The organism is Sporosarcina sp. FSL W7-1349 (assembly GCF_038003045.1).
Taxonomy (GTDB): domain Bacteria; phylum Bacillota; class Bacilli; order Bacillales_A; family Planococcaceae; genus Sporosarcina.
This window is the reverse complement of the sequence record NZ_JBBOOK010000002.1, coordinates 918,118-940,282: the sequence shown is the minus strand read 5'-3', so window position 1 is coordinate 940,282 and position 22,165 is coordinate 918,118. Positions and strand designations below refer to the sequence as shown.

The following is a 22,165-nucleotide window of genomic DNA, read 5'->3' as shown; positions in this document are numbered from 1 at the left end:
AAAGATTCGTTTTGTTCGTTTCACCGACGGGGTCGGCTTCCGAACTTTATTTGTTGACGTTTTGCTGTTCAGTTTTCAAGGTTCATTTCGTTGCCGTTGTGTTTCGCAGCAACTCTTATATCATACCAAGCTGCATTCATAATGTCAACAACTTTTTTCAATTTCTTTTTTCGTTGTTTGCCGTTATGTGAAGCGCAACGTTCTCTACTATACTCCGATGTCTTCTACTTTGCAACCCCTAAATTAAAAAAAGTTGTTTCTTTGATAAAGAACAGCTACCGAGCTGATATGCCCGTAGCTGTTCCTCTTCACTCTAACACTCTTTCGATAGCTAAGTGACGATTGGTTGTGAGGTCGATAATCGATTCATCATCGTTTTTCTTCACCATCGGTCGTAGCCGGGCATCACGGTGAACGAAAATGACTTCCCCAACATCGCCATTCGTCAATTTGACTTTCGTGCCGATCGTAATATTGGCGACAAGGTCATGCAATGCTTGGACAACTTTGATATCGAATTTGCCAAACTCCTCTTCCTTGATCATTTCAATCACTTTGAAGGGCGACTCTCGTTTTCGATAGACACGTTCCGATGTCATTGCATGAAAGACATCTGCCACGGCAAGAATTTGCGAGAAGATGGAAATGTCGTTCATTTTAATACCTTTTGGATAGCCGCTACCGTCTAGCCGTTCATGATGTTGAAAGATCGCTATTTTCATTTCTGGGCGTAGAAATGGAGTTTCTTGTACCATTTGATAACTATAGACGGTATGTTTTTTTACTTCTTTGAATTCATCTTTCGTTAGAAAGGAAGCTTTTTCTGTTATCGACCGGTTGATTTTGGCCATGCCGCAATCCGCCAGAACTCCGGCAAGACCCAATTGCAAGACTTGTCCTTTCGGAAACTCCAATTGCTTACCGATCATGGCTGCCAAGATACCGACCGCAATGGAATGATGATAGAGATAATCCTTTGAATTGGAAAACTCATTCAGGACAGTCAACATTTTTTTCTGTTCAATGAAGGTTTCTACCAGTGGAAGAGCAAGTGTACGAACTTTTGCAATATCCGGCTTTACTCCCGCACGCCAACCTTGAAACTCTTTTCGGAAACTTTGAACGACCGACTCATAGCGGTCCTGCAAGTTCAACTTTTCCATCGGGATAATTGCCAACACATCATCCGGGCTCAAGGACTGGGTTCCAGCCGACACGTTCTCCTCTTTATTGATCTGCACTCGTTCTTCCACTTTGACTTTACGTATACCGAACGCTTGGAGAATTTCAAAATGCTCCAGTACAAGCATCGTCCCTTTACGGACGATGGGATCCTTCGTATTTACGAATATATCCTCACTTAAAATAAAACCCGGACGCAAATCACTAACGTCTGTATAAGTTTCTACCATCGCTTTCCCCCGCTTTCAATCCTTTTTGCTTCCTTAATCATACTCCAAATTTTGGACATTGACGATAGGGAATAATTTGCCGCCCTAAATAAAAAAAGTTATTGAAACGCCCACTCAGGACGTTTCAATAACTTCAGTTCATTCATCATTCATTTCATCTTCATCTTCTGGCATGAGATCTTCTTCATGCTCTTCCTCTTCCAACACTTCTTTTTCAACCTTCGCAACAGTGGCGACCAGTTCATCTTCCCCTAACCGGATCAGCCGTACACCTTGCGTACTCCGACCAATGATGGAAATGTCATGGACGTCCATCCGAATCAAAATCCCATGGATCGTGATCAGCATCAAGTCTTCCGACCCGTCTACCGTCTTCATCGCCACTAGCAGGCCATTCCGATCGGTGACATGCAATGTCTTCAATCCATACCCGCCACGGGTCTGAATCCGGTATTCGTCTTCCGGTGTCCGTTTACCGAATCCTTTTTCTGTAACGACCAGAATTTCATCGCCTTCATGGACCGTATCCATGCCGACTGCATAATCCCCTTCACGCAGACGGATCCCGATGACTCCGCCTGCAAGACGACCCATGGAACGGACATCCTCTTCATTGAATTTGATGAGCATGCCTTCTCTCGTTCCAATGACAATATTATCTTTGCTATTCGTCATTTTCACGCCGATCAATTCGTCTTCGCCGCGCAATGTAAGAGCAATCAGTCCGTTGGAGCGGATATTGGCGAATTCAGCTACCGGTGTCCGCTTTACGATTCCATTACGAGTTGCGAAGAACAGATATTTATCAGCATCGAATTCTGGTACCGCAATCATCGCTGTTACTTTCTCGTCCTTGTCTACGCCTAACAGGTTAATAATCGGCAAACCTTTCGCAGTCCGGCTGAATTCCGGTACTTGGTAACCTTTCGTCTTGAAGACACGGCCCCGGCTTGTAAAGAACAAGATCGTATCATGCGTCGACGTATTCAGGAGATGCTCCACAAAGTCATCGTCATTCGTGCCCATTCCTTGAATTCCGCGCCCGCCCCGGCGTTGACTACGATATGTGCTGGCCGGCAACCGTTTAATATACCCGTTATGTGTAAGTGTCAAAACAGAGTTCTCGACAGGGATCAGATCTTCGTCTTCGAGCATTTCAGCACCGCCTGAAGTGATTTCCGTCCGACGTTTGTCTGAAAAACGTTCTTTCACTTCCAGCAATTCCTCCCGGATGATCTGGACCAGTTTCTCTTCATCTGCCAATATGGCGCGAAGCTCAGCAATCAACAACTGAAGCTCCTGATATTCGTCCTCAATCTTATCCCGTTCCAAACCTGTCAATCGTTGCAGTCGCATGTCCAAGATGGCTTGTGCCTGGCGTTCGCTCAAGTTGAAACGTTCCATCAAACCGCTTCTAGCTTCATCCGTCGTTTTGGATCCCCGGATCAAGGCGATGATTTCATCGATATGATCAAGCGCAATTCGCAGACCTTCCAAAATATGTGCCCGATCTTCCGCCTTGTTCAAGTCGTACTGTGTCCGTCTCCGGATGACGACTTTTTGGTGCTCCAAATAATGATAGAGGATCTCTTTCAATGCGAGCACTTTCGGAACGCCGTCCACGAGTGCCAGCATATTGATACCGAAGCTCGACTGGAGGGCTGTCTGTTTATATAAATTGTTCAATAGTACATTGGCGTTTGCATCTCGTCGGACTTCGATAACGATCCGCATGCCTGTCCGGTCGGATTCATCCGCCAAATGTGTGATGCCGTCGATTTTCTTCTCGCGGACCAGCTCCGCGATCTTCTCGACCAAACGGGCCTTATTCACCTGATAAGGCAGTTCGGTGACGATGATCGTCTCCTTGCCGTTCGCTTGCTGTTCGATTTCCACTTTCCCGCGGATAATCAAAGAACCTCTGCCTGTTTCATAGGCTCTGCGGATTCCGCTTCGTCCCATGATGATCCCGCCTGTCGGGAAGTCAGGTCCGGGTACGATTTCCATCAGCTCTTCCGTCGTAATGGCGGAGTTGTCGGCCAATGCCAAAACCGCGTCAATCGTTTCCCCCAAATGGTGTGGAGGGATATTAGTCGCCATTCCGACCGCGATCCCGGACGTTCCATTGACGAGCAAGTTCGGAAACCGGCTTGGCAGGACTATCGGTTCTCTTTCTTGACCATCATAGTTATCCTGGTAATCAATCGTATCTTTATTAATATCACGTAATAATTCCATCGCAATACGGGACATACGGGACTCCGTGTACCGCATCGCGGCTGCCGAGTCCCCGTCTACGGACCCGAAGTTCCCGTGGCCATCGACGAGCATATAGCGATAGTTGAAATCTTGTGCCATCCGGACCATCGTATCGTACACAGCGCTATCACCATGCGGATGATATTTCCCGATGACGTCGCCGACAATACGCGCGGATTTTTTATGTGGTTTGTCCGCCGTATTCCCCAAATCCTGCATTGCATAGAGAATACGGCGATGTACCGGCTTCAACCCATCCCTGACATCGGGGAGCGCCCGGGAAACGATGACGCTCATTGCGTAATCGAGGAATGAGGTTCTCATTTCAGAACTGATATTGATGCCTTGGACACCACGTTTCGGCATATCTGCCATATTGTTAAGCTCCTTTCAGAAGTCGTCTAAACGGAAAAAGCAGGCCGTACAGTATTACGGCCTTACCTTCTCATCTACCATGTATTACGTATCTAAATTTTTCACATACAGTGCATTATCTTCGATGAATCTGCGTCGGGGTTCGACTTCATCACCCATCAGTTGCTCAAATGTGGCATCTGCATCCAACGCGTCCTCTAGCTGGACTTGCAGCAATGTACGTTGCTCCGGATCCATCGTCGTATCCCATAGTTGCTCCGCGTCCATTTCCCCAAGCCCTTTGTAGCGGGTAATGACGGGTTTCGGAGACGCCGGCAACCGGTTGATGATTTCTTGCAGTTCCTCTTCATTATAGCAATATTCTTCATTTTTTCCTGATTTCACGCGGTACAAAGGAGGCTGTGCGATATAGACGTACCCCGCCTCGATGAGCGGCCGCATGAAACGGAAGAAGAATGTCAGAAGCAACGTACGGATATGCGCTCCGTCCACATCGGCATCCGTCATGATGATGATTTTGTGATAACGTGCCTTCTCCAGTGCGAACTCTTCTCCGATCCCCGTGCCAAGCGCAGTGATCATCATGCGAATTTCTGCATTGCCTAAAATCCGATCCAACCGAGCCTTCTCGACGTTCAATATTTTACCACGAAGGGGGAGGATTGCTTGGAAATGGCGGTCCCGTCCGCTTTTTGCGGAGCCTCCCGCCGAATCTCCCTCAACGATATACAATTCACTGATAGCCGGGTCCCGTGAGGAGCAATCCGCCAGTTTCCCAGGCAGGCTGGACACTTCAAGTGCAGATTTCCTTCTTGTGAGCTCCCGTGCATTTTTCGCTGCCAGCCGTGCACGTGCCGCCATCAAGCTCTTATCGACAATTTTACGTGAGACATTCGGGTTCTCTAACAAGAAACGTTGGAATCCTTCTGAGAACAAGGAATTGGTAATCGTGCTCACTTCAGAGTTCCCTAGTTTCGTTTTTGTCTGTCCCTCGAATTGCGGGTCCGGATGCTTGATGGAAATGATAGCGGTCAATCCTTCCCGCACATCATCCCCCGACAAGTTGGGATCAGCTTCTTTCAGCATGCCATTTTTACGCGCAAAATCATTAATGACACGGGTCAATGCCGTTTTAAATCCGGATTCATGCGTCCCGCCTTCATACGTGTTGATATTATTGGCGAATGAAAACAGATTTTCTGCATATCCTGCGTTATATTGCATGGCAATTTCAATTGAAATCCCATCCTTCTCGCCTTCGATGAAAATCGGTTCCTCATGAATCGGTTCTTTATTTTTATTCAAATGCTCGACATATGATTTGATGCCGCCTTCGTAGTGGAAAATATCCGAGCGGATTTCCACGCCGCGCTCATCGGTAATCGTAATGCGAAGACCGCGGTTCAAATAGGCAAGCTCACGAAGACGATTCGCTAAAATGTCATATTCATAGACAGTCGTTTCTGTGAAAATTTCCGGATCGGCTTTGAAGCGAATTCGTGTCCCAGTTTCATCCGTTTCACCGATGACAGTCAGTTCCTTCGTCAAATTTCCACGTTCAAATTCGATTGCATGAACTTTTCCATCTAGTTTCACATAGACTTCCGTCTTCTCGGAAAGAGCGTTGACGACAGATGCCCCGACGCCATGGAGCCCGCCGGAGACCTTATAACCGCCTCCACCGAATTTCCCCCCGGCGTGCAGAACCGTCATGATGACTTCAACTGCGGGCCGACCCGTCGATTCTTGGATACCAACCGGGATTCCGCGTCCATTATCATCGACTCGGATCCAATCATCCTTCTCGATAGTCACTTCAATATGGTCACAGTAGCCGGCAAGTGCCTCGTCAATACTATTGTCCACAATTTCCCATACGAGATGATGAAGACCTTTGGAACTTGTTGTCCCGATATACATGCCGGGCCGCTTGCGGACAGCCTCCAGCCCCTCCAGAACTTGGATCTGATTCGCATCATAGGCCACTTGCATGTCTTTTTCTTCCATTGCCAAACTGTTCACCTTTCCTTCCCCGAACATTGATCAAAGTCATTTCCGGACAAAAACCTATATATATCAATAAACCGATCATTATGTGATCTTTGTTGCTTTGCCTGCCGATACTTCAAAAATTTCGGCTTGCCGGATGGTGTCATGGTCAATCCCGGCAATATTCGTCGTGGTGACGAAGGTTTGTACTTGCCCTTGGATCGTGTTCAATAAATGGGATTGCCGATAATCATCCAATTCGGATAATACATCATCGAGCAGAAGGACCGGCGCTTCGCCGATCTCCTGTTTTACCAGCTCGATTTCCGCAAGTTTAAGGGACAGCGCTGTCGTCCGCTGCTGCCCCTGCGAGCCATACGTCTGGATGTCATAGCCGTTGACGAAGAAATGGAGATCGTCCCGATGCGGACCGACAAGCGTCATGCCGCGTTCCAATTCCCGCCTCCTCACTTCATGCAAACGCTTTGCGAGTATTTCTTCCATTTGCTCCACAGTCTGCCCGGATTCAAGCTCTTTTAAAGTCCCATATGACACTTCAAGCGTCTCCATTCCCCGGGAAATTCCCCGGTGGATAGGTTCCGCCCATTTCTGCAAGAGATCCATGAAGTAGAACCGTTTACGAATAATTTGTACGGCCACTTGAATATACTGCTCTGTATAAATATCAAACATGACATCGGTGAAGTCTAGCCTGCCCCGATTGTCTTTCAGAATTGCATTCCGTTGCTTTAAGACTTTTTGAAATGTCAGAAGGTCATGCAAGTAAACCGGAGAAATCTGGCCAATTTCCATGTCCAAGAATCTCCTTCGCACTTGCGGACTTCCTTTTACAAGATTCAAATCTTCCGGCGCAAACATGACAACGTTCAATTGACCGATATAAAGGCTGAGGCGATTCTGTTCCAGATGGTTCACACGCGCCTTTTTCCCTTTTTTTGAAATGGTCAACTCTAACGGCACCTTACCGTATTTCCGTTGGATGTCCCCTTTTATTTTACCATGTTCTTGATCCCAGCGTATCAATTCACGATCATTTGAAGTCCGATGGGATTTCGCCATCGATAAAACATAGACCGCCTCCATGATATTTGTCTTGCCTTGCGCGTTTTCGCCGATCAGCACATTAATTTGAGGAGAAAAAGATAAATCGAGAGAAGCGTAGTTCCGGTAGTCGGTCAGTTCCAAACGTTCAATGTACATCCGTTTGTCCAGCGGGCAATCCATCTATTTTAAATTTACCGATGCCTGGTACATTGACGATATCACCATGCCGAAGTTTTTTGCCACGACGGCGTTCTTCTTCGCCATTCACATAGACAATATTCTCTTCCAAGAACCATTTGGCCATGCCGCCTGAACTGATTGCATTGGTCATTTTCAGCAATTGGCCAAGCGTTACAAATTCAGCATCGATTTTCAATAATTCCATCGACTCTCAACCCTTCACAATTAATGTATATCCTTATTTTACAGGAGTTTTCGCGGTAAGTAAAAAGGATAGTCATTTTGAATGACTATCCTGACCTATTTACGCTGGTGGCTTATCAATACTCAGCAAGCATTTGGATACCCGCTGAATAAAGACAAAATCAGTAGGTTCTGACAGGCAAGATCAGTTGAAGGATCGAATCGTCATCAACCGATTTTAAGATGAACGGGCGCATCGCTCCTGTGAAATGGAGGACGACATCTTGTCCATCGATTGCCTTCAGCGCATCCATCATATATTTAGCGCTGAATGAAATTTTCAGATCTTCCCCGGAAATGTCAAGTGCTTCGATCAGTTCCTCGACTTTCCCTACTTCAGGAGAATTGGAGGAGACTTCAATCGCTTTTCCTTCGTCAGCAACGAAACGGACGATGTTATTCCGCTCTTCGCGTGCGAGCAAAGAAGCCCGATCGATCGCCTGCAATAGCAGTTTACCGTTCACTTTCACCGAAGTTTGATACTCCGATGGGATCAGACGGGAAGTATCTGGGTAATTCCCTTCCAATAGCCGGGAATAAAACAATACATTACGCGTTTTGAACAAAACTTGGTGATCCGCAATGACGATATCCACAAGTTCTGCATTATCGGGCAAGATCTTGCTCAGTTCCTGAAGGCTTTTCCCTGGAATGACGACACTGAACGGCACGTCAGAAAGACCTTCCGGAGAAGTGATCCGCCGGGCCAAACGGTGACTATCCGTCGCCACACATTCCAAATTTCCATCTTTCGATAACCAGTGGACCCCTGTCAAAATGGGTCTTGTTTCATGTTGGGATACAGCAAATACCGTTTCGCGAATAATGGATTTCATCAAATCTGCTGGAAACGTAAAACGATATTCATCCCGCATTTCAGGAAGGATTGGATAATCTTCCGCATCAGATCCGATCAGATGGAATTCCGATTTGCCGGAACGAATATGTACTTGAAGTCCATTGGCAACTTCAATCGTAACATCATTGGTCGGCAACTTCCGGACAATTTCACTAAATACCTTTGCTTGCATGACAATCGAACCTTTTTCAATAACCCGTATGATCTGCTCCCCATCTTCCTCAGCAGGGATAAACGTGCAAATCGTTATATCTGAATCGCTTCCTGTCATCGTAATGCCATTTTCCGTCACTTCGATTTTTATCCCCGTCAGGATCGGAGTGGCAACTTTTTGGCTGATCGCCTTCATTACATCTCCGATTCCGTCGAGCAGTCGATTACGCATGATTTCAAATTTCATGTTCTACCTCGCTTATATATTTATTAATTAAATAAAGTAATAGTAATAGTAGTAGGGCGTGTGGATATGTGGATAAGTGATTTCAACTAAGAAATTCAAAGGTTTTCCACATGTGTATAACCTGTTTACGAAGTGGTACACGTTATCCCAAGTTATTCACAGCCCTCAGCCACGGCCAAGCGCGTTTTTGATTTCTTGCAGATCTTGCTGCAGCGCTTCATCGTCTTTTAACATTTTTGAAATTTTTTCATGGGCATGAATTACGGTGGAATGGTCGCGGCCCCCGAACTCAGAGCCGATTTTGGGCAATGAGGCGTCCGTTAGTTCCCGCGATAAAAACATCGCAATCTGCCGAGGGAAGGCGATGGAACGAGTTCTCTTTTTAGCAGTGAAATCTTCCAGACGGACATTGTAATGTTCTCCGACGGATTTTTGGATATCCAAGATTGTCACAGCGCGCGGTCTAGTATTCGGGATGATGTCTTTCAGTGCTTCAGCTGCCAAATCGATATTAATATCCGTGTTCACGAGTGAAGAATACGCCACGACTCGGATGAGGGCGCCTTCCAGCTCTCGGATGTTCGAGTCAATCTGGTTGGCGATGTATAACATCACTTCATTCGGGATATCAATAAGCCCATCTGCTTTCGCTTTTTTCCGTAGGATGGCAATCCGTGTTTCCAGATCCGGAGGGGCGATATCTGTGATCAATCCCCATTCAAAACGCGATCGGAGCCGATCTTCCAGCGTAGGGATCTCTTTGGGCGGCCGATCACTGGAAATGACGATTTGTTTGGATTCCTCGTGTAGTGTATTGAATGTATGGAAAAATTCCTCTTGCGTTTGTTCTTTTCCGGCAAGGAATTGAATATCGTCTATCAAAAGGACATCCACGTTCCGATATTGATTGCGGAATTCGACAGCTTTGTTATCCCGTATAGAGTTAATGAATTCATTCGTAAACTTTTCGGATGATAAATAGACAACCTTAGCTGAAGGATTCTGCTCCAGGACATAATGGCCGATTGCATGCATCAAATGGGTCTTGCCGAGCCCGACTCCTCCATAGATAAAGAGCGGGTTATAGGCCTTGGCAGGCGCCTCGGCGACAGCGAGTGATGCAGCATGGGCGAATCGGTTTCCTGATCCGATAACGAAAGTGTCAAAGGTATATTTCATATTCAACATGGCAGGGGATGACATCGATGGCCCTTTTTCTACCGGCGGTTTCACGGATGGTTTAGGCATCGCAAAATCATTCGACTCCATATCTTCCGGTACATAAAATTGGATGATCCGGTCTTCCCCGGTCAATTCGGAAAGAATGCCTGTGATCAGGTGTACGTAGTTATTTTCTAACCAATCCTGAGCAAAGGCATTGGGGGCTGCTATCGTGACAATCTCATCACCATAGGACATCAATTTTGTCGATTTCAACCATGTTTCAAAGCTGGGTCTCGAAATTTTCTTCTCGACTTTCGCCAAAACCTCATTCCATAGTTCCTCAAAATGTTCCAAGCCTGCGCCTCCTTTGCAAATAATAAAAAAGCCGAAGATATGTATTATACACAATTTCCAGGCTTGTGGATAACAATTATCAAATTATGTTGAAAAAATTATCCACAACCTATCAACAATTGTGGATAACTAAACATGTATAAAAATGTGTGAACAACAAAATCCATTACATTGTAACAGGAAACGACAAGCAATACAAGGAGTCAAACGACTTATCCACATCATCCATTCATGTGGATGAAACCTTTATCCACAGGGCTTGGTATGTGAAAAACCTGTAGATAAACGATGTGAATAAAAAAATAGGACAAGGGAACAATTCACAGAGACATCCTCCGAAAAAATCTCAGGGCTGTTGATAACTTTCGAACAGGGAAAAGAAAAAAGAATGCACTCGGAATTTGGTAAAATCGGATATAGATTTCGCGGACCGGTGAAATTGCGTGGAGTTCCTTAGTTGGATCTGAATAGCGGGTCAAACTGATGCCAAGAGATGATATTTCTCGAGAATCGCCGATAATCTGGATCAAGGGCTGATAATTCCGGGGGACTGCTGATATTTTGTGTCAAGTGCTGATAATTTTGGAGAACTGCTGATACCTTACGCCAAGCGACGATAATTCCATAGAACCGCTGATAACTCGTTCCCAAGCGTCCATAATAACGCTCATAACTTCCCCCGCCAACCGGGGATTCGTCCGTGAATTCACAAAAAAAAGTTGACTATCGTCGGGATGACGGATATACTATTCAAGACTGTCACACAGGAAACAGGCAATTATCCAGGAGGTGTCTATAGATGAAACGTACATTTCAACCAAATAAACGTAAACGTAGTAAAGTTCACGGCTTCCGTGCGAGAATGAGCACGAAAAGCGGACGTAGAGTAATCGCAGCACGTCGCCGCAAAGGAAGAAAAGTGCTTTCAGCATAAGGCCACTGACATCAGTGGTCTTTTTTCTTGTCCTAGATAGATGAATAGGTAGTTTCTTGAGCGGTGTCCGTCACTGGAAATGCCCGTTTGAAGAGCAGCCTTTTATGGAAGAAGAGCTGTCATTTATGAGGAAGCAAGGCAGGTGCAGAGGTTGAATAAACGCCAGCGGATTAAAAAGAATGAAGAATTCCAGCAAGTCTTCAAAAAGGGAAAGTCATTTGCCAATCGGCAATTTGTTGTCTATTCCTATAGGAAGGAAGAGCAAAATGAGTTCCGGATCGGCCTATCCGTCGGAAAAAAAATCGGGAATGCCGTAACACGGAATCGCATCAAACGTTATATTCGGCAAACGTTCCTCGAATTGCGGGATGAAGTGCGAAATGACATGGATTATATCATCATCGCCAGACATCAGGCGGCCAGTCTTGATTTTCATGAGACGAAAAAAAGTTTACAACATGTTTTGCGAATCGCACGAGTTCTAAGGAAGAATAAGTAGAATGACACATTTGAAAATGATAGACTGAAAATAAGATCTTTCTGTCCGATCCAGTGGACAAGCCCGTCTGCTCGATGGGGTACGGAAAGTAAGAAGTAGAGTAGAAATGATTTGGGGGAAAAAATTTGAAAAAGAAACTGACATTGCTCCTCTTGCTGACCGCCGTGTCGGTGTTCCTTGCAGGCTGTTCGGAATTTAATCAGCCGATTTACGCGGAGAGCGAAGGGTTTTGGAACCGTTTTATCGTCTGGCCTCTCGTCTCTCTAATTGTCACATTTAAAGATTTGCTTGGGACATACGGTCTGGGAATCATTGCAGTGACGGTCATCATCCGGCTCATCTTGTTGCCTTTGATGATCAAACAGACACAAAGCTCCAAAAGGATGCAGGAAATCCAGCCGGAATTGAAGGCATTGAAAGAGAAGTATGCGTCAAAAGACGCGGTCACTCAACAGAAATACCGTGAAGAAATGCAAAAGGTCATGACAGAGCGGAAGATCAATCCGGCTGCGGGTTGCTTGCCGATTCTCATTCAAATGCCGATTCTGATCGGATTCTACCATGCAATCAGCCGGATGAACGCTACACCGGAAATCAATCTCGGCAACTTTTTCTGGTTCGAGTTGGCTGCACCGAGCATTACGTTAGCCATCCTCGCGGGACTCATGCAGTTTCTCGTCCTACGAACCGGGCCGGCAATTGATAATCCGCAGATGAAAACGATGATGTACATTATGCCGTTCATGATCATGGTCTTCGGTACGTTCTTGCCAGCAGCTTTGGCATTATACTGGGTAATCGGGAACATCATCTCCATTGTCCAAAACTTCTTCATTTATAAACCATTCAAGAAAAAAGAAGTGGAACCTGTAAATGAACCTGTGAAAAAGCAAGGTAATAAACCTGTTAAAGCGGGAGGGAAGCGGAAATGACAAGTTTGACGCGAAGGGGAGCCACTGTGGAATTGGCGATCTCGGCAGCATTACAAGCACTTAACGTATCACGTGATGAAGTGGAAATCGAAGTCATCGATGAAGGGAAAAAAGGATTTCTCGGTTTCGGTGCCAAAGAGGCTGTAGTGACCGTTACCGTAAATGAAGTGAATGAACCTTCCGTCTCAGAACTACCGATCATCGACGAATCGCAACTGAAACAAGAAGAAGTGGATGTAGCAGAGCCTGATTCTACGAAGGTTTTAGAAGAAGAACCTTTGGAAGAGGAACCAAATTTGGAACCTATTGCAGACGATCAATCGGCTGTCGAAACAACCGAAGCCTATTTGCAATCGGTTGCCAAAGAAATGAAAATCGATGACTTGCAGGTGGCCCATGAGGTCAACGGCAAATACGTTACATTCCAATTAGATAGCAAGAAAGCGGCCATGCTGATCGGAAAACGGGGTCAGACATTGAACGCCTTGCAGCAGCTGGCCCAATTAGTCGCCAATAAATCATCCGATCAGTTTAAAGTAGTCCGCATTGACATCGGAAATTATCGGGAACGCCGGGAGCAATCATTGCAACAACTTGCCGAACGGATGGCTGACAAAGCTGTACGTAACGGACGGAAAGTGCAACTCGAACCAATGCCTTCCCATGAACGTAAAGTAATCCATCATGCCCTATCGAACCGGCTCGATATCGAGACCTATTCGGAAGGGGCGGATCCGCACCGATATCTCGTCATCGAACCGATCAAATAATGTAATAACTGAGGGCTATCCAGAATCAGTGAAAGCTGATTCTCTGGATAGCCTTCTTTTTGTTAGGTTACAATAGGAAACTCGGCCGGGAAAGCGAGCCGCGGAAAATGAAACTTCCCGGCTGAGTTGTCAATCCATAAGGATGATAGCTCAAAATGTGGATAACATGACAGCATATAATGTTGTAACTTATCCACACTTTTTTGATCTTGGACGCTATGAGAAATGACCGATTTGTGATACTATATTATGTTAGATAGTTGAATCTAACGATGTTATCCACATGTGAGTAACTGGCCAGGAAGGATGAAGAGCGTGCATTTTGATACAATAGCTGCCATTTCGACTCCAATGGGGGAAGGGGCAATCGCCATCGTCCGGCTAAGTGGGGACGAAGCTATCCATATTGCAAATAAAATATTCCGTTCGCCATCAGGAAAGCAACTGATGAACGAACCATCCCATACGATCCATTACGGCCACTTGGCAGAGCCGGCTACAGGAGAAATCGTGGAAGAGGTCATGGTTTCTTTGATGAAAGCGCCAAAGACCTTCACGAGAGAGGACGTAGTCGAGATCAATTGCCACGGAGGCCTTGTCGCGGTCAATCGCGTTTTGAAGTTGGTGTTGAAGGAAGGGGCCCGATTGGCAGAACCGGGAGAATTCACGAAACGTGCCTTTTTGAATGGCCGGGTCGATCTTTCCCAAGCGGAAGCGGTCATGGACTTGATCCGTGCCAAGACAGACCGGGCCATGAATGTTGCATTGAACCAGATGGAAGGAAAATTATCCAGGCTGATAGGGGATTTGCGACAGGCGCTGCTCGAAACGTTAGCCCAGGTGGAAGTCAATATCGACTACCCGGAGTACGACGATGTAGAGGAAATGACGGTCCCGCTTATGATTGAAAAAAGTACTTGGGTACGGGACGAAATCGATAAGCTGTTGCGAACTTCCTCCCAAGGGAAAATCCTGCGGGAAGGGCTTTCCACTGTCATCATCGGACGGCCGAACGTCGGGAAATCATCTTTATTGAACAGCATCGTTCAGGAAAATAAAGCGATTGTCACCGACATTGCGGGGACAACCCGTGATATTATTGAGGAGTACGTCAATGTTCGCGGTGTTCCACTCCGTCTCGTCGACACGGCGGGCATCCGGGAGACAGAGGATATCGTCGAACGGATCGGGGTCGAGCGATCGAGACAAGTATTGAAGGAAGCCGATTTAATCCTCCTCGTACTGAATAGTTCCGAGGACCTGACGGAGGAAGACGAGCGGCTTTTCGAAGCGGTGGCCGGAATGGATACGATCGTCGTCATCAATAAAACCGATCTGCCGCAAAAAATCAATATGGATCGAGTGCAGGAACTCGCCGGCACCGGAAAAATCGTTACCACTTCCCTGTTGAAGGAAGAAGGCGTCGATGAACTGGAAGAAGCGATTGCCGGCTTGTTCTTTGAAGGTACCATTGAAACGGGAGATTTGACGTACGTTTCTAATGCTCGGCATATCGCCTTGCTGCATCAGGCACGTGCCACGATACAGGATGCCCTTCATGCAGCAGAAGCAGGTGTACCGGTCGATATGATTCAAATTGATGTCACCCGTACATGGGAAATCCTCGGGGAGATAATCGGGGATACCGTTCAAGATAGTTTGATCAATCAATTGTTCTCGCAATTTTGCCTTGGAAAATAAATAAAATGTCGAAGGACATTATTCTATAAATTAGGAAGGATGAACGAACATGCCGAAATTTGAAGCGGGCACGTTCGATTGTATTGTCATCGGAGCTGGCCATGCCGGCGCAGAAGCGGCATTGTCTGCAGCAAAGATGGGTGCATCGACATTAGTGTTGACTATGAACTTAGATATGATCGCTTTCATGCCATGTAACCCGTCACTTGGCGGTCCTGCAAAGGGGATCGTCGTACGTGAAATCGATGCGCTCGGCGGTGCCATGGGGAAAGTGATTGACAAAACACATATCCAAATGAGGATGTTGAATACAGGGAAAGGTCCAGCCGTACGGGCTCTCCGTGCGCAAGCGGACAAAGTGCTGTATCAACAAGAGATGAAACGTATTATGGAATCGCAAGAGAATTTGACTCTGCGGCAAGGCGTCGTTGAAGAATTGATTGTCGAAGAGGATGAAGTGAAAGGCGTCATCACTCAAATCGGGGCAATCTACCGAGCGAAAACGGTCATTATTACAACCGGGACTTTCCTCCGTGGTGAAATTATCATCGGGGACTTGAAATATTCGAGCGGTCCGAACAACCAAATGCCATCCATCAGCTTGGCGGACAATATCCGGGAACTTGGATTTGAAATGGTCCGGTTCAAAACCGGAACTCCTCCGCGTATCAACAGCAAAACGATCGATTACAGTAAAACGGAAATCCAACCGGGCGATGATGTACCCCGGGCTTTCAGTTATGAAACAACAGAATTCATCATGGACCAGCTTCCTTGCTGGCTGACATACACTTCCCCGACCACCCATCAGATCATCAATGAAAACCTTCATTTATCCCCGATGTATTCGGGAATGATCAAAGGGAAAGGGCCGAGCTATTGCCCATCGATCGAAGATAAAATCGTACGCTTCGCGGATAAATCCCGCCACCAAATTTTCTTGGAGCCGGAAGGGCGGAATACGAACGAAGTATACGTCCAAGGTTTATCGACCAGTTTGCCGGAACATGTGCAACGGAGATTGATCGAGAGTGTGCCGGGACTTGAAAAAGCGGAAATGATGCGTGCGGGATATGCCATCGAGTACGATTCAGTCGTCGCAACTCAATTGTGGCCGACCTTAGAAACAAAACGGATCCGCAACCTGTACACAGCCGGTCAAATTAACGGCACGTCCGGGTATGAAGAGGCGGCAGCACAAGGTCTGATGGCGGGCATTAACGCAGCTTGCCGGGTGCTTGGCAAAGAGGAGCGCGTCCTCGCCCGTTCGGATGCGTATATCGGTGTCTTGATCGATGATCTTGTTACAAAAGGGACAAGCGAGCCATATCGACTCCTTACATCCCGTGCCGAATACCGTCTTCTTCTCCGCCATGACAATGCCGACATGCGTTTGACGGAAATCGGCTATAAACTTGGATTGATCAGCGAAGAACGGCATGAAGCATTCCTTGTGAAAAAGCAACAAATCGAGGAAGAAATCGAACGGCTACGTAAGATTTCCATCAAACCGAACGAAGAAATCCAAGAAATCATCCGTGCGGCAGGCGGAACGGAACTTCGGGAGTCCATCAAAGCAGCAGACCTCTTGAAACGTCCAGAGATGAAATACAATGATATCATCCGCATCACTCCATCAGAGGAACAACTTTCTGAAGAAGTGGCGGAGCAAGTGGAAATCTTCATCAAGTATGAAGGCTATATCCAAAAATCGATGCAGCAAGTCGAAAGATTGAAGAAAATGGAAAATAAGAAAATACCGGAAAATATCGATTATGATGCAATATCAGGAATTGCAAAGGAAGCAAAAGCTAATTTGAACCAAGTGCGTCCTTTGTCCATTGCACAAGCATCTCGTATATCCGGCGTCAATCCAGCTGATATTTCAATTCTACTTGTGTATATTGAACAAGGGAAAATTGCAAAAATATCAGGCTAAATTCCAAGCTGGTGCGGATCAAATCTCCGCACCTCTTTTTTTGAGGAAATCCATGTCTAGTATAGGAGGGAAGATTGGTGAACGAAGAGACATTTCTCCAAGCACTTACGGAGCAAGGGATTGAATTGAATCCAACCCAAATTCATCAATTCAAGCGGTATTTTGAACTGCTTGTCGAGTGGAATGAAAAGATGAACTTAACGGCGATTACCGATTTGCCATCTGTGTATCTCAAACATTTTTATGATTCCATCTCCGCAGCTTTTTACGTCGATTTCACAGGGAAGAAGACGTTATGTGATGTCGGGGCTGGGGCGGGCTTCCCTAGCATCCCGTTAAAAATCTGCTTTCCCGAGTTGAATGTGACAATAGTTGATTCATTAAACAAACGAATCGGCTTTTTAACTAACTTGGCAGAGGAATTGCAACTACAGAATGTTCACTTTGTCCATGCCCGAGCGGAGGATTTTGGTCAAAATGCAGCATATCGGGAGCAATTTGACATGGTGACTGCGCGTGCCGTTGCACGGTTATCGGTGCTCGCTGAATTATGTGTTCCACTTGTGAAATCAGGCGGGATCTTCATTTCCATGAAAGGCGCTGCCGCAGAAGAAGAATTGGCTGATGCAAAAAAAGCACTCTCCGTTTTGGGTGCTTCTCTCCAAGAGCAATTCCGTTTTACATTGCCTGTTGAAGAGAGTGAACGTAATATTTCCGTATTTGTCAAAGAAGGGAAAACTCCGAAGAAATATCCCCGTAAACCCGGAGTTCCTAATAAATCCCCAATTCAATAATTTGTTTCACGTGGAACAATAAAAGGGATATACTATTCTTATGACGAACTATTGGATTAGAGAGCAGTCAAAAAAAGGTGGTGCCGGGAATGAAAAGTCCTTTTTCACGTTTTTTCGGAGGCGGAGACAAAGAATCAACTAGTTTAGTGAATGAAGAAAATAATCAAGAGAAAATTGAGCAAGTTAAAATAGATTGGATTAAACCAAATAAATATCAACCTCGGACAATCTTTTCAGAAGAGAAGATTGAGGAATTAGCAAGAACAATCCACACACATGGGGTCATCCAACCGATTGTCATACGGAGAACCGGCGAAGAAAAGTATGAAATCATCGCTGGGGAACGCCGATATCGGGCCATGAAAAAGTTGGGTTGGACAGAAGTGCCTGCTATTATCCGTGACTTAGATGATAAGGAAACCGCCTCCATCGCACTCATCGAGAACTTGCAGAGGGAAGAACTGACAGCAATCGAGGAAGCATACGCCTACGAAAAATTATTGGAACTTCATTCGCTCACACAAGAGGCATTGGCCCAGCGATTGGGAAAAGGGCAATCGACAGTTGCCAATAAATTACGATTGCTGAAACTACCGGAAGAGATCCAAAAGGCCATTATGGAAAAAAAAATATCCGAACGGCATGCACGCGCACTGATTCCATTAAAAGAGGTTGAGTTGCAATTACTCGTCTACAAGGAAATAGTGGAACAGCAACTGAATGTCAAACAGGTGGAAGAAAGAATCCAGCAATTATTGAATCCAGATGAGAAAGTTAAAGAAAAAAACAAGGCGCCACGCCGCAAGTCCGTGAGCAAAGATGTCCGCATTGCAGTCAACACGATCCGGCAATCGTTGGCGCTCGTCACAAAAAGCGGGATTCACGTCAAAACCGAAGAAGAAGACACGGAAGATTTTTACACCATTACGGTAAAAATACCAAAGAAAAAATAGATCGATCAACTCTTGCTGGACGAAAGCAGGAGTTTTTTTAAAGTTTCGGCAGTTAACCTTTCCCTTTCTAAGGTTTTCTCACACTTCTACAAGTATCTTTGATAAACTAGGAATATGGAAAATGAACTTTTAAACAGATAGAAAGAGGTGCAAGCGTGGGCAAAATAATAGCAATCGCCAACCAAAAAGGGGGAGTCGGAAAAACGACGACATCCGTGAATTTAAGTGCTTGCCTTGCCCATATCGGCAAAAAAGTTCTTTTAATTGATACCGATCCACAGGGGAATGCCACCAGCGGGGTAGGCGTCAATAAAGGCGATGTGCATCACTGTATTTACGATATTTTAATTGATGACGTTGATATTAAGGAAGTAATTCATCCGACCAAAGTAGAAAATTTGGACGTCATTCCCGCTACAATTTCATTGGCAGGGGCTGAAATTGAACTGGTTTCCACGATTTCAAGAGAAGTCCGATTGAAGCATGCAATCCAGGAAGCTAAATCGATGTATGACTATATCTTGATTGACTGTCCTCCCTCCCTCGGTTTATTGACAATCAATGCTTTGACGGCTTCGGACTCCATTATCATTCCGGTCCAATGTGAATATTATGCCTTGGAAGGGCTTAGTCAACTATTAAGTACAATTCGCCTCGTACAAAAGCATTTAAATGAACATCTCATGATTGAAGGCGTATTACTCACCATGTTCGATGCCAGAACGAATTTAGGAATCCAAGTCATTGAGGAAGTAAAGAAGTATTTCCAAGACAAAGTTTATCGGACAATCATTCCAAGGAATGTACGGCTAAGTGAGGCACCGAGTCATGGCGAGCCGATTATTATGTATGATGCACGTTCTCGAGGAGCAGAAGTTTATTTAGAGTTGGCAAAGGAAGTGGTACAAAATGGCTAAAGGGCTTGGAAGAGGATTAAATGCTTTATTCCCCGGCGAGTCTATGGCAAAAGGGGAAACGATTGAACAAGTTCATGTGAAAAGTATCAAAGTAAACCCGTACCAGCCTAGAAAAAAATTCGATGAAACGGCAATACAGGAATTGAGCGACTCCATTAAAGAACACGGTATCCTTCAACCGATCATTTTGCGCAAGATGGGGACGACCTACCAAATAGTAGTCGGAGAGAGACGTTTTCGGGCAGCTAAATTGGCAGGTCTGAAAGAAGTGCCCGCTGTTGTTCGGGAATTGACGGATACTGAAATGATGGAACTGGCAATTCTCGAGAACTTGCAGCGAGAAGACCTTACGCCGATTGAGGAAGCGGAAGCCTATCAAAACTTGATGGATAATTTAAATTTGACACAAGAGCAGCTTGCATTCAGACTCGGAAAAAGCAGGCCTCATATAGCGAATCATATCCGACTTCTGTCGTTACCCGAGAAAATCAGGAACTATATTACTGACCATAAGCTCTCCATGGGACATGGCCGAACATTATTAGGCCTCCGTCGGAAAGAACAAATACTCCCCGTTGCGGAAAGGACAATCGAAGAAGGCCTGAATGTCCGGCAACTTGAGAAACTCGTGCAACGATTAAATGAAGATGTTCCACGTGAAACAAAGCAGGATAAAAAGAAAGATATTTTCCTAGTAGAGCAAGAAACTAATTTAAGAGAGTACTTCGGGACGAATGTTACCATTAAAAAGACGAAGAACAAAGGGAAAATTGAAATTGAATTTTTCTCAGAAGAAGACTTGGACCGGATTCTTGAATTACTAAATGAGTGAGTATTGTACCTATTTTGCGATATGGGCAGAATAGGTTTTATTTTTAATTTACTATGTAACTGTATTGAACGAACAAATGATTTGTACGTGGTGACTCCAGTTGCTTGGAGTGGAAGGCAACGGTGGTGCAAAAAGAGACGTAATTGGTTGGAAGGTGAATGGAAGTAATGGTGCTGTTTGGAACGTTAGTCAACTTCTTTTTAATTCTGATCGGGGCATTGATCGGAAGGTTTCTACATAATATCCCCGAAAAGATGAGAGAAACGGTTATGTATGGAATCGGACTAGCTGTCGTGGCGATTGGATTACAGATGACTTTTGAAAGTACGCAAGTATTAATTGTCATCATTTCCATAGTCGTAGGAGCGGTTCTAGGGGAATGGCTTGATTTGGACAAGAAGGTAAATGAACTGGGCGAATGGATTGAATCTAAAATGCCAGCATCGGATACGAAAGGGCTGGGAATTGCACAGGGCTTTGTGACAGCCACTCTCATTTTCGTTGTCGGATCGATGGCCATTATCGGGGCAATCGATAGCGGTCTCCGCAATGATCATGATGTCCTCGTCATGAAAGGGATTATTGACGGATTCACTTCGATTATCCTCAGTTCGACTTTAGGCATCGGTGTTGCATTTGCAGCGATACCTGTATTAGTATACCAAGGAGTCATCACGTTGTTTTCAACACAAATAGGTCGCATCGTACCAGACGAGCTGTTGCAGTTTTTTATATCTGAAATGACAGCGACGGGGGGACTGATGATTGCAGCCATCGGATTGAACTTGCTTGGGTTAACAAAAATTCGGGTCGCCAATCTAATCCCAGGAATCTTCGTAGTCGGGATTATCGTGACGATTGTCTTTTTGTTTTGAATCAAGCATTGCGATTGTAAGCGAGTTGTAGGGCGCGAGCAATGACCCGGCTCATTTCATAAGGCAAGTGAAGGCGGGTGCTTTGCAAGACCGCATGCTCCATAAATCCGCCGATATTTACAATCCCTTTGATGGAGACATCTCCGACGGGAGGCAACTCCTTTCCTACCGCTTTTCCGGGTTGGATGGGACCGCTATGGAAAAGCAATTGTCCGATAGAACTGCCTTTCCCAAGGCAAGCATCAATGGCGACAATGAAGGCATCCGGATTGGCTTCCCTGCAAGCATCCAAATGCTGTTGCAAATTAAGGGCATGCAAGGGGTTTTCCAATGTTCCGATTACGGGAAAAGGGAAAAGTGGACTTTCCGAAAGATGCAAACCTGTCAATGGACCGAGAGAATCGCCTGTCGAACGATCGGTTCCAATACAGAAAAACACGATTTCCTTGGAGGTAAACGGGATATGCTGAAGAAACAAAGAACTTAATTTCCAGACGACTCCTGTTTCCTTGTAATGGATCCGGTAATCATGAGATGAAGCAATCATAGCATGCATAGAAAAACTCCAATCATCTGTTTTAAAAACGCATGAAGATTCCTCCATGCAGTTTACGCTAATTTTCAGATAATTATACGGGAGGGAGAGAAGAATTAGTGGCTCTGCCAAAAGTAGATATACCTGAAGAGGTAGAAAAAGCGAGTAAGTTCATATTCAGTCC

At 45.5% G+C, this 22,165-nt stretch carries 19 protein-coding genes; 11 read left to right on the top strand and 8 right to left on the bottom strand.

Annotated features, from left to right (window positions below):
- Nucleotides 1-308: 308 nt before the first annotated feature.
- The 7 genes from MKY41_RS18495 to dnaA form a co-directional block, all read right to left on the bottom strand.
- The gene (locus MKY41_RS18495) at nucleotides 309-1,412 is read right to left on the bottom strand and encodes an HD-GYP domain-containing protein (protein ID WP_340746458.1); all 1,104 of its coding nucleotides are present in this window, start codon (nucleotides 1,410-1,412) and stop codon (nucleotides 309-311) included.
- Nucleotides 1,413-1,550: 138 nt separating this feature from the next.
- Nucleotides 1,551-4,046, bottom strand: a complete 2,496-nt coding sequence (gyrA, locus tag MKY41_RS18490; protein ID WP_340746457.1) for a DNA gyrase subunit A — start codon at nucleotides 4,044-4,046, stop codon at nucleotides 1,551-1,553.
- Between the two features lie 84 nt (nucleotides 4,047-4,130).
- The gene (gene gyrB, locus MKY41_RS18485; RefSeq protein ID WP_340746488.1) at nucleotides 4,131-6,053 is read right to left on the bottom strand and encodes a DNA topoisomerase (ATP-hydrolyzing) subunit B; all 1,923 of its coding nucleotides are present in this window, start codon (nucleotides 6,051-6,053) and stop codon (nucleotides 4,131-4,133) included.
- Nucleotides 6,054-6,137: 84 nt separating this feature from the next.
- Entirely contained in the window at nucleotides 6,138-7,256 is a 1,119-nt protein-coding gene (recF, locus tag MKY41_RS18480; RefSeq protein ID WP_340746456.1) for a DNA replication/repair protein RecF, read from the bottom strand.
- Entirely contained in the window at nucleotides 7,246-7,485 is a 240-nt protein-coding gene (yaaA, locus tag MKY41_RS18475; RefSeq protein ID WP_041072400.1) for a S4 domain-containing protein YaaA, read from the bottom strand. Before yaaA ends, recF begins: the two co-directional genes overlap by 11 nt.
- Nucleotides 7,486-7,645: 160 nt before the next feature.
- A complete protein-coding gene (gene dnaN / locus MKY41_RS18470; protein WP_340746455.1) occupies nucleotides 7,646-8,782 on the bottom strand; it encodes a DNA polymerase III subunit beta in 1,137 nt (378 codons plus the stop codon).
- A 165-nt stretch (nucleotides 8,783-8,947) separates the two neighbouring features.
- The gene (dnaA, locus tag MKY41_RS18465) at nucleotides 8,948-10,300 is read right to left on the bottom strand and encodes a chromosomal replication initiator protein DnaA (protein WP_340746454.1); all 1,353 of its coding nucleotides are present in this window, start codon (nucleotides 10,298-10,300) and stop codon (nucleotides 8,948-8,950) included.
- Between the two features lie 799 nt (nucleotides 10,301-11,099).
- Here dnaA and rpmH point away from each other — a divergent pair.
- The 11 genes from rpmH to MKY41_RS18410 all read left to right on the top strand — a co-directional run bounded on the left by rpmH (nucleotide 11,100) and on the right by MKY41_RS18410 (nucleotide 21,446).
- On the top strand, nucleotides 11,100-11,234 hold the full coding sequence (rpmH, locus tag MKY41_RS18460; protein WP_084212392.1) for a 50S ribosomal protein L34: 135 nt from the start codon (nucleotides 11,100-11,102) through the stop codon (nucleotides 11,232-11,234).
- Between the two features lie 151 nt (nucleotides 11,235-11,385).
- Complete coding sequence (gene rnpA, locus MKY41_RS18455) at nucleotides 11,386-11,733, top strand: ribonuclease P protein component (RefSeq protein WP_340746487.1); 348 nt, start codon at nucleotides 11,386-11,388, stop codon at nucleotides 11,731-11,733.
- Nucleotides 11,734-11,858: 125 nt separating this feature from the next.
- Nucleotides 11,859-12,665, top strand: a complete 807-nt coding sequence (yidC, locus tag MKY41_RS18450; RefSeq protein ID WP_340746453.1) for a membrane protein insertase YidC — start codon at nucleotides 11,859-11,861, stop codon at nucleotides 12,663-12,665.
- Nucleotides 12,662-13,435: an RNA-binding cell elongation regulator Jag/EloR gene (gene jag / locus MKY41_RS18445; RefSeq protein WP_340746452.1), complete on the top strand. Its 774-nt coding sequence runs from the start codon at nucleotides 12,662-12,664 to the stop codon at nucleotides 13,433-13,435. Before yidC ends, jag begins: the two co-directional genes overlap by 4 nt.
- A 315-nt stretch (nucleotides 13,436-13,750) precedes the next feature.
- Entirely contained in the window at nucleotides 13,751-15,136 is a 1,386-nt protein-coding gene (gene mnmE, locus MKY41_RS18440) for a tRNA uridine-5-carboxymethylaminomethyl(34) synthesis GTPase MnmE (protein WP_340746451.1), read from the top strand.
- A 49-nt stretch (nucleotides 15,137-15,185) separates the two neighbouring features.
- Nucleotides 15,186-17,075 (top strand): tRNA uridine-5-carboxymethylaminomethyl(34) synthesis enzyme MnmG, encoded by a 1,890-nt coding sequence (gene mnmG / locus MKY41_RS18435; protein ID WP_340746450.1) that lies wholly within the window; start codon nucleotides 15,186-15,188, stop codon nucleotides 17,073-17,075.
- Between the two features lie 77 nt (nucleotides 17,076-17,152).
- Complete coding sequence (rsmG, locus tag MKY41_RS18430) at nucleotides 17,153-17,869, top strand: 16S rRNA (guanine(527)-N(7))-methyltransferase RsmG (protein WP_340746449.1); 717 nt, start codon at nucleotides 17,153-17,155, stop codon at nucleotides 17,867-17,869.
- A gap of 89 nt (nucleotides 17,870-17,958) precedes the next feature.
- Entirely contained in the window at nucleotides 17,959-18,822 is an 864-nt protein-coding gene (gene noc, locus MKY41_RS18425) for a nucleoid occlusion protein (protein WP_340746448.1), read from the top strand.
- A gap of 155 nt (nucleotides 18,823-18,977) precedes the next feature.
- Nucleotides 18,978-19,739 carry a ParA family protein gene (locus MKY41_RS18420; RefSeq protein WP_041072386.1) on the top strand — a complete coding sequence of 254 codons (762 nt, stop codon included), beginning with the start codon at nucleotides 18,978-18,980 and terminating at the stop codon, nucleotides 19,737-19,739.
- Nucleotides 19,732-20,571: a ParB/RepB/Spo0J family partition protein gene (locus MKY41_RS18415; RefSeq protein WP_340746447.1), complete on the top strand. Its 840-nt coding sequence runs from the start codon at nucleotides 19,732-19,734 to the stop codon at nucleotides 20,569-20,571. Before MKY41_RS18420 ends, MKY41_RS18415 begins: the two co-directional genes overlap by 8 nt.
- A gap of 167 nt (nucleotides 20,572-20,738) precedes the next feature.
- On the top strand, nucleotides 20,739-21,446 hold the full coding sequence (locus tag MKY41_RS18410) for a DUF554 domain-containing protein (protein ID WP_340746486.1): 708 nt from the start codon (nucleotides 20,739-20,741) through the stop codon (nucleotides 21,444-21,446).
- 1 nt (nucleotide 21,447) lies between these two features.
- On the opposite strand, the gene yyaC is transcribed toward MKY41_RS18410, so the two are convergent.
- Entirely contained in the window at nucleotides 21,448-22,002 is a 555-nt protein-coding gene (gene yyaC / locus MKY41_RS18405) for a spore protease YyaC (protein WP_340746446.1), read from the bottom strand.
- Between the last annotated feature and the right edge of the window lie 163 nt (nucleotides 22,003-22,165).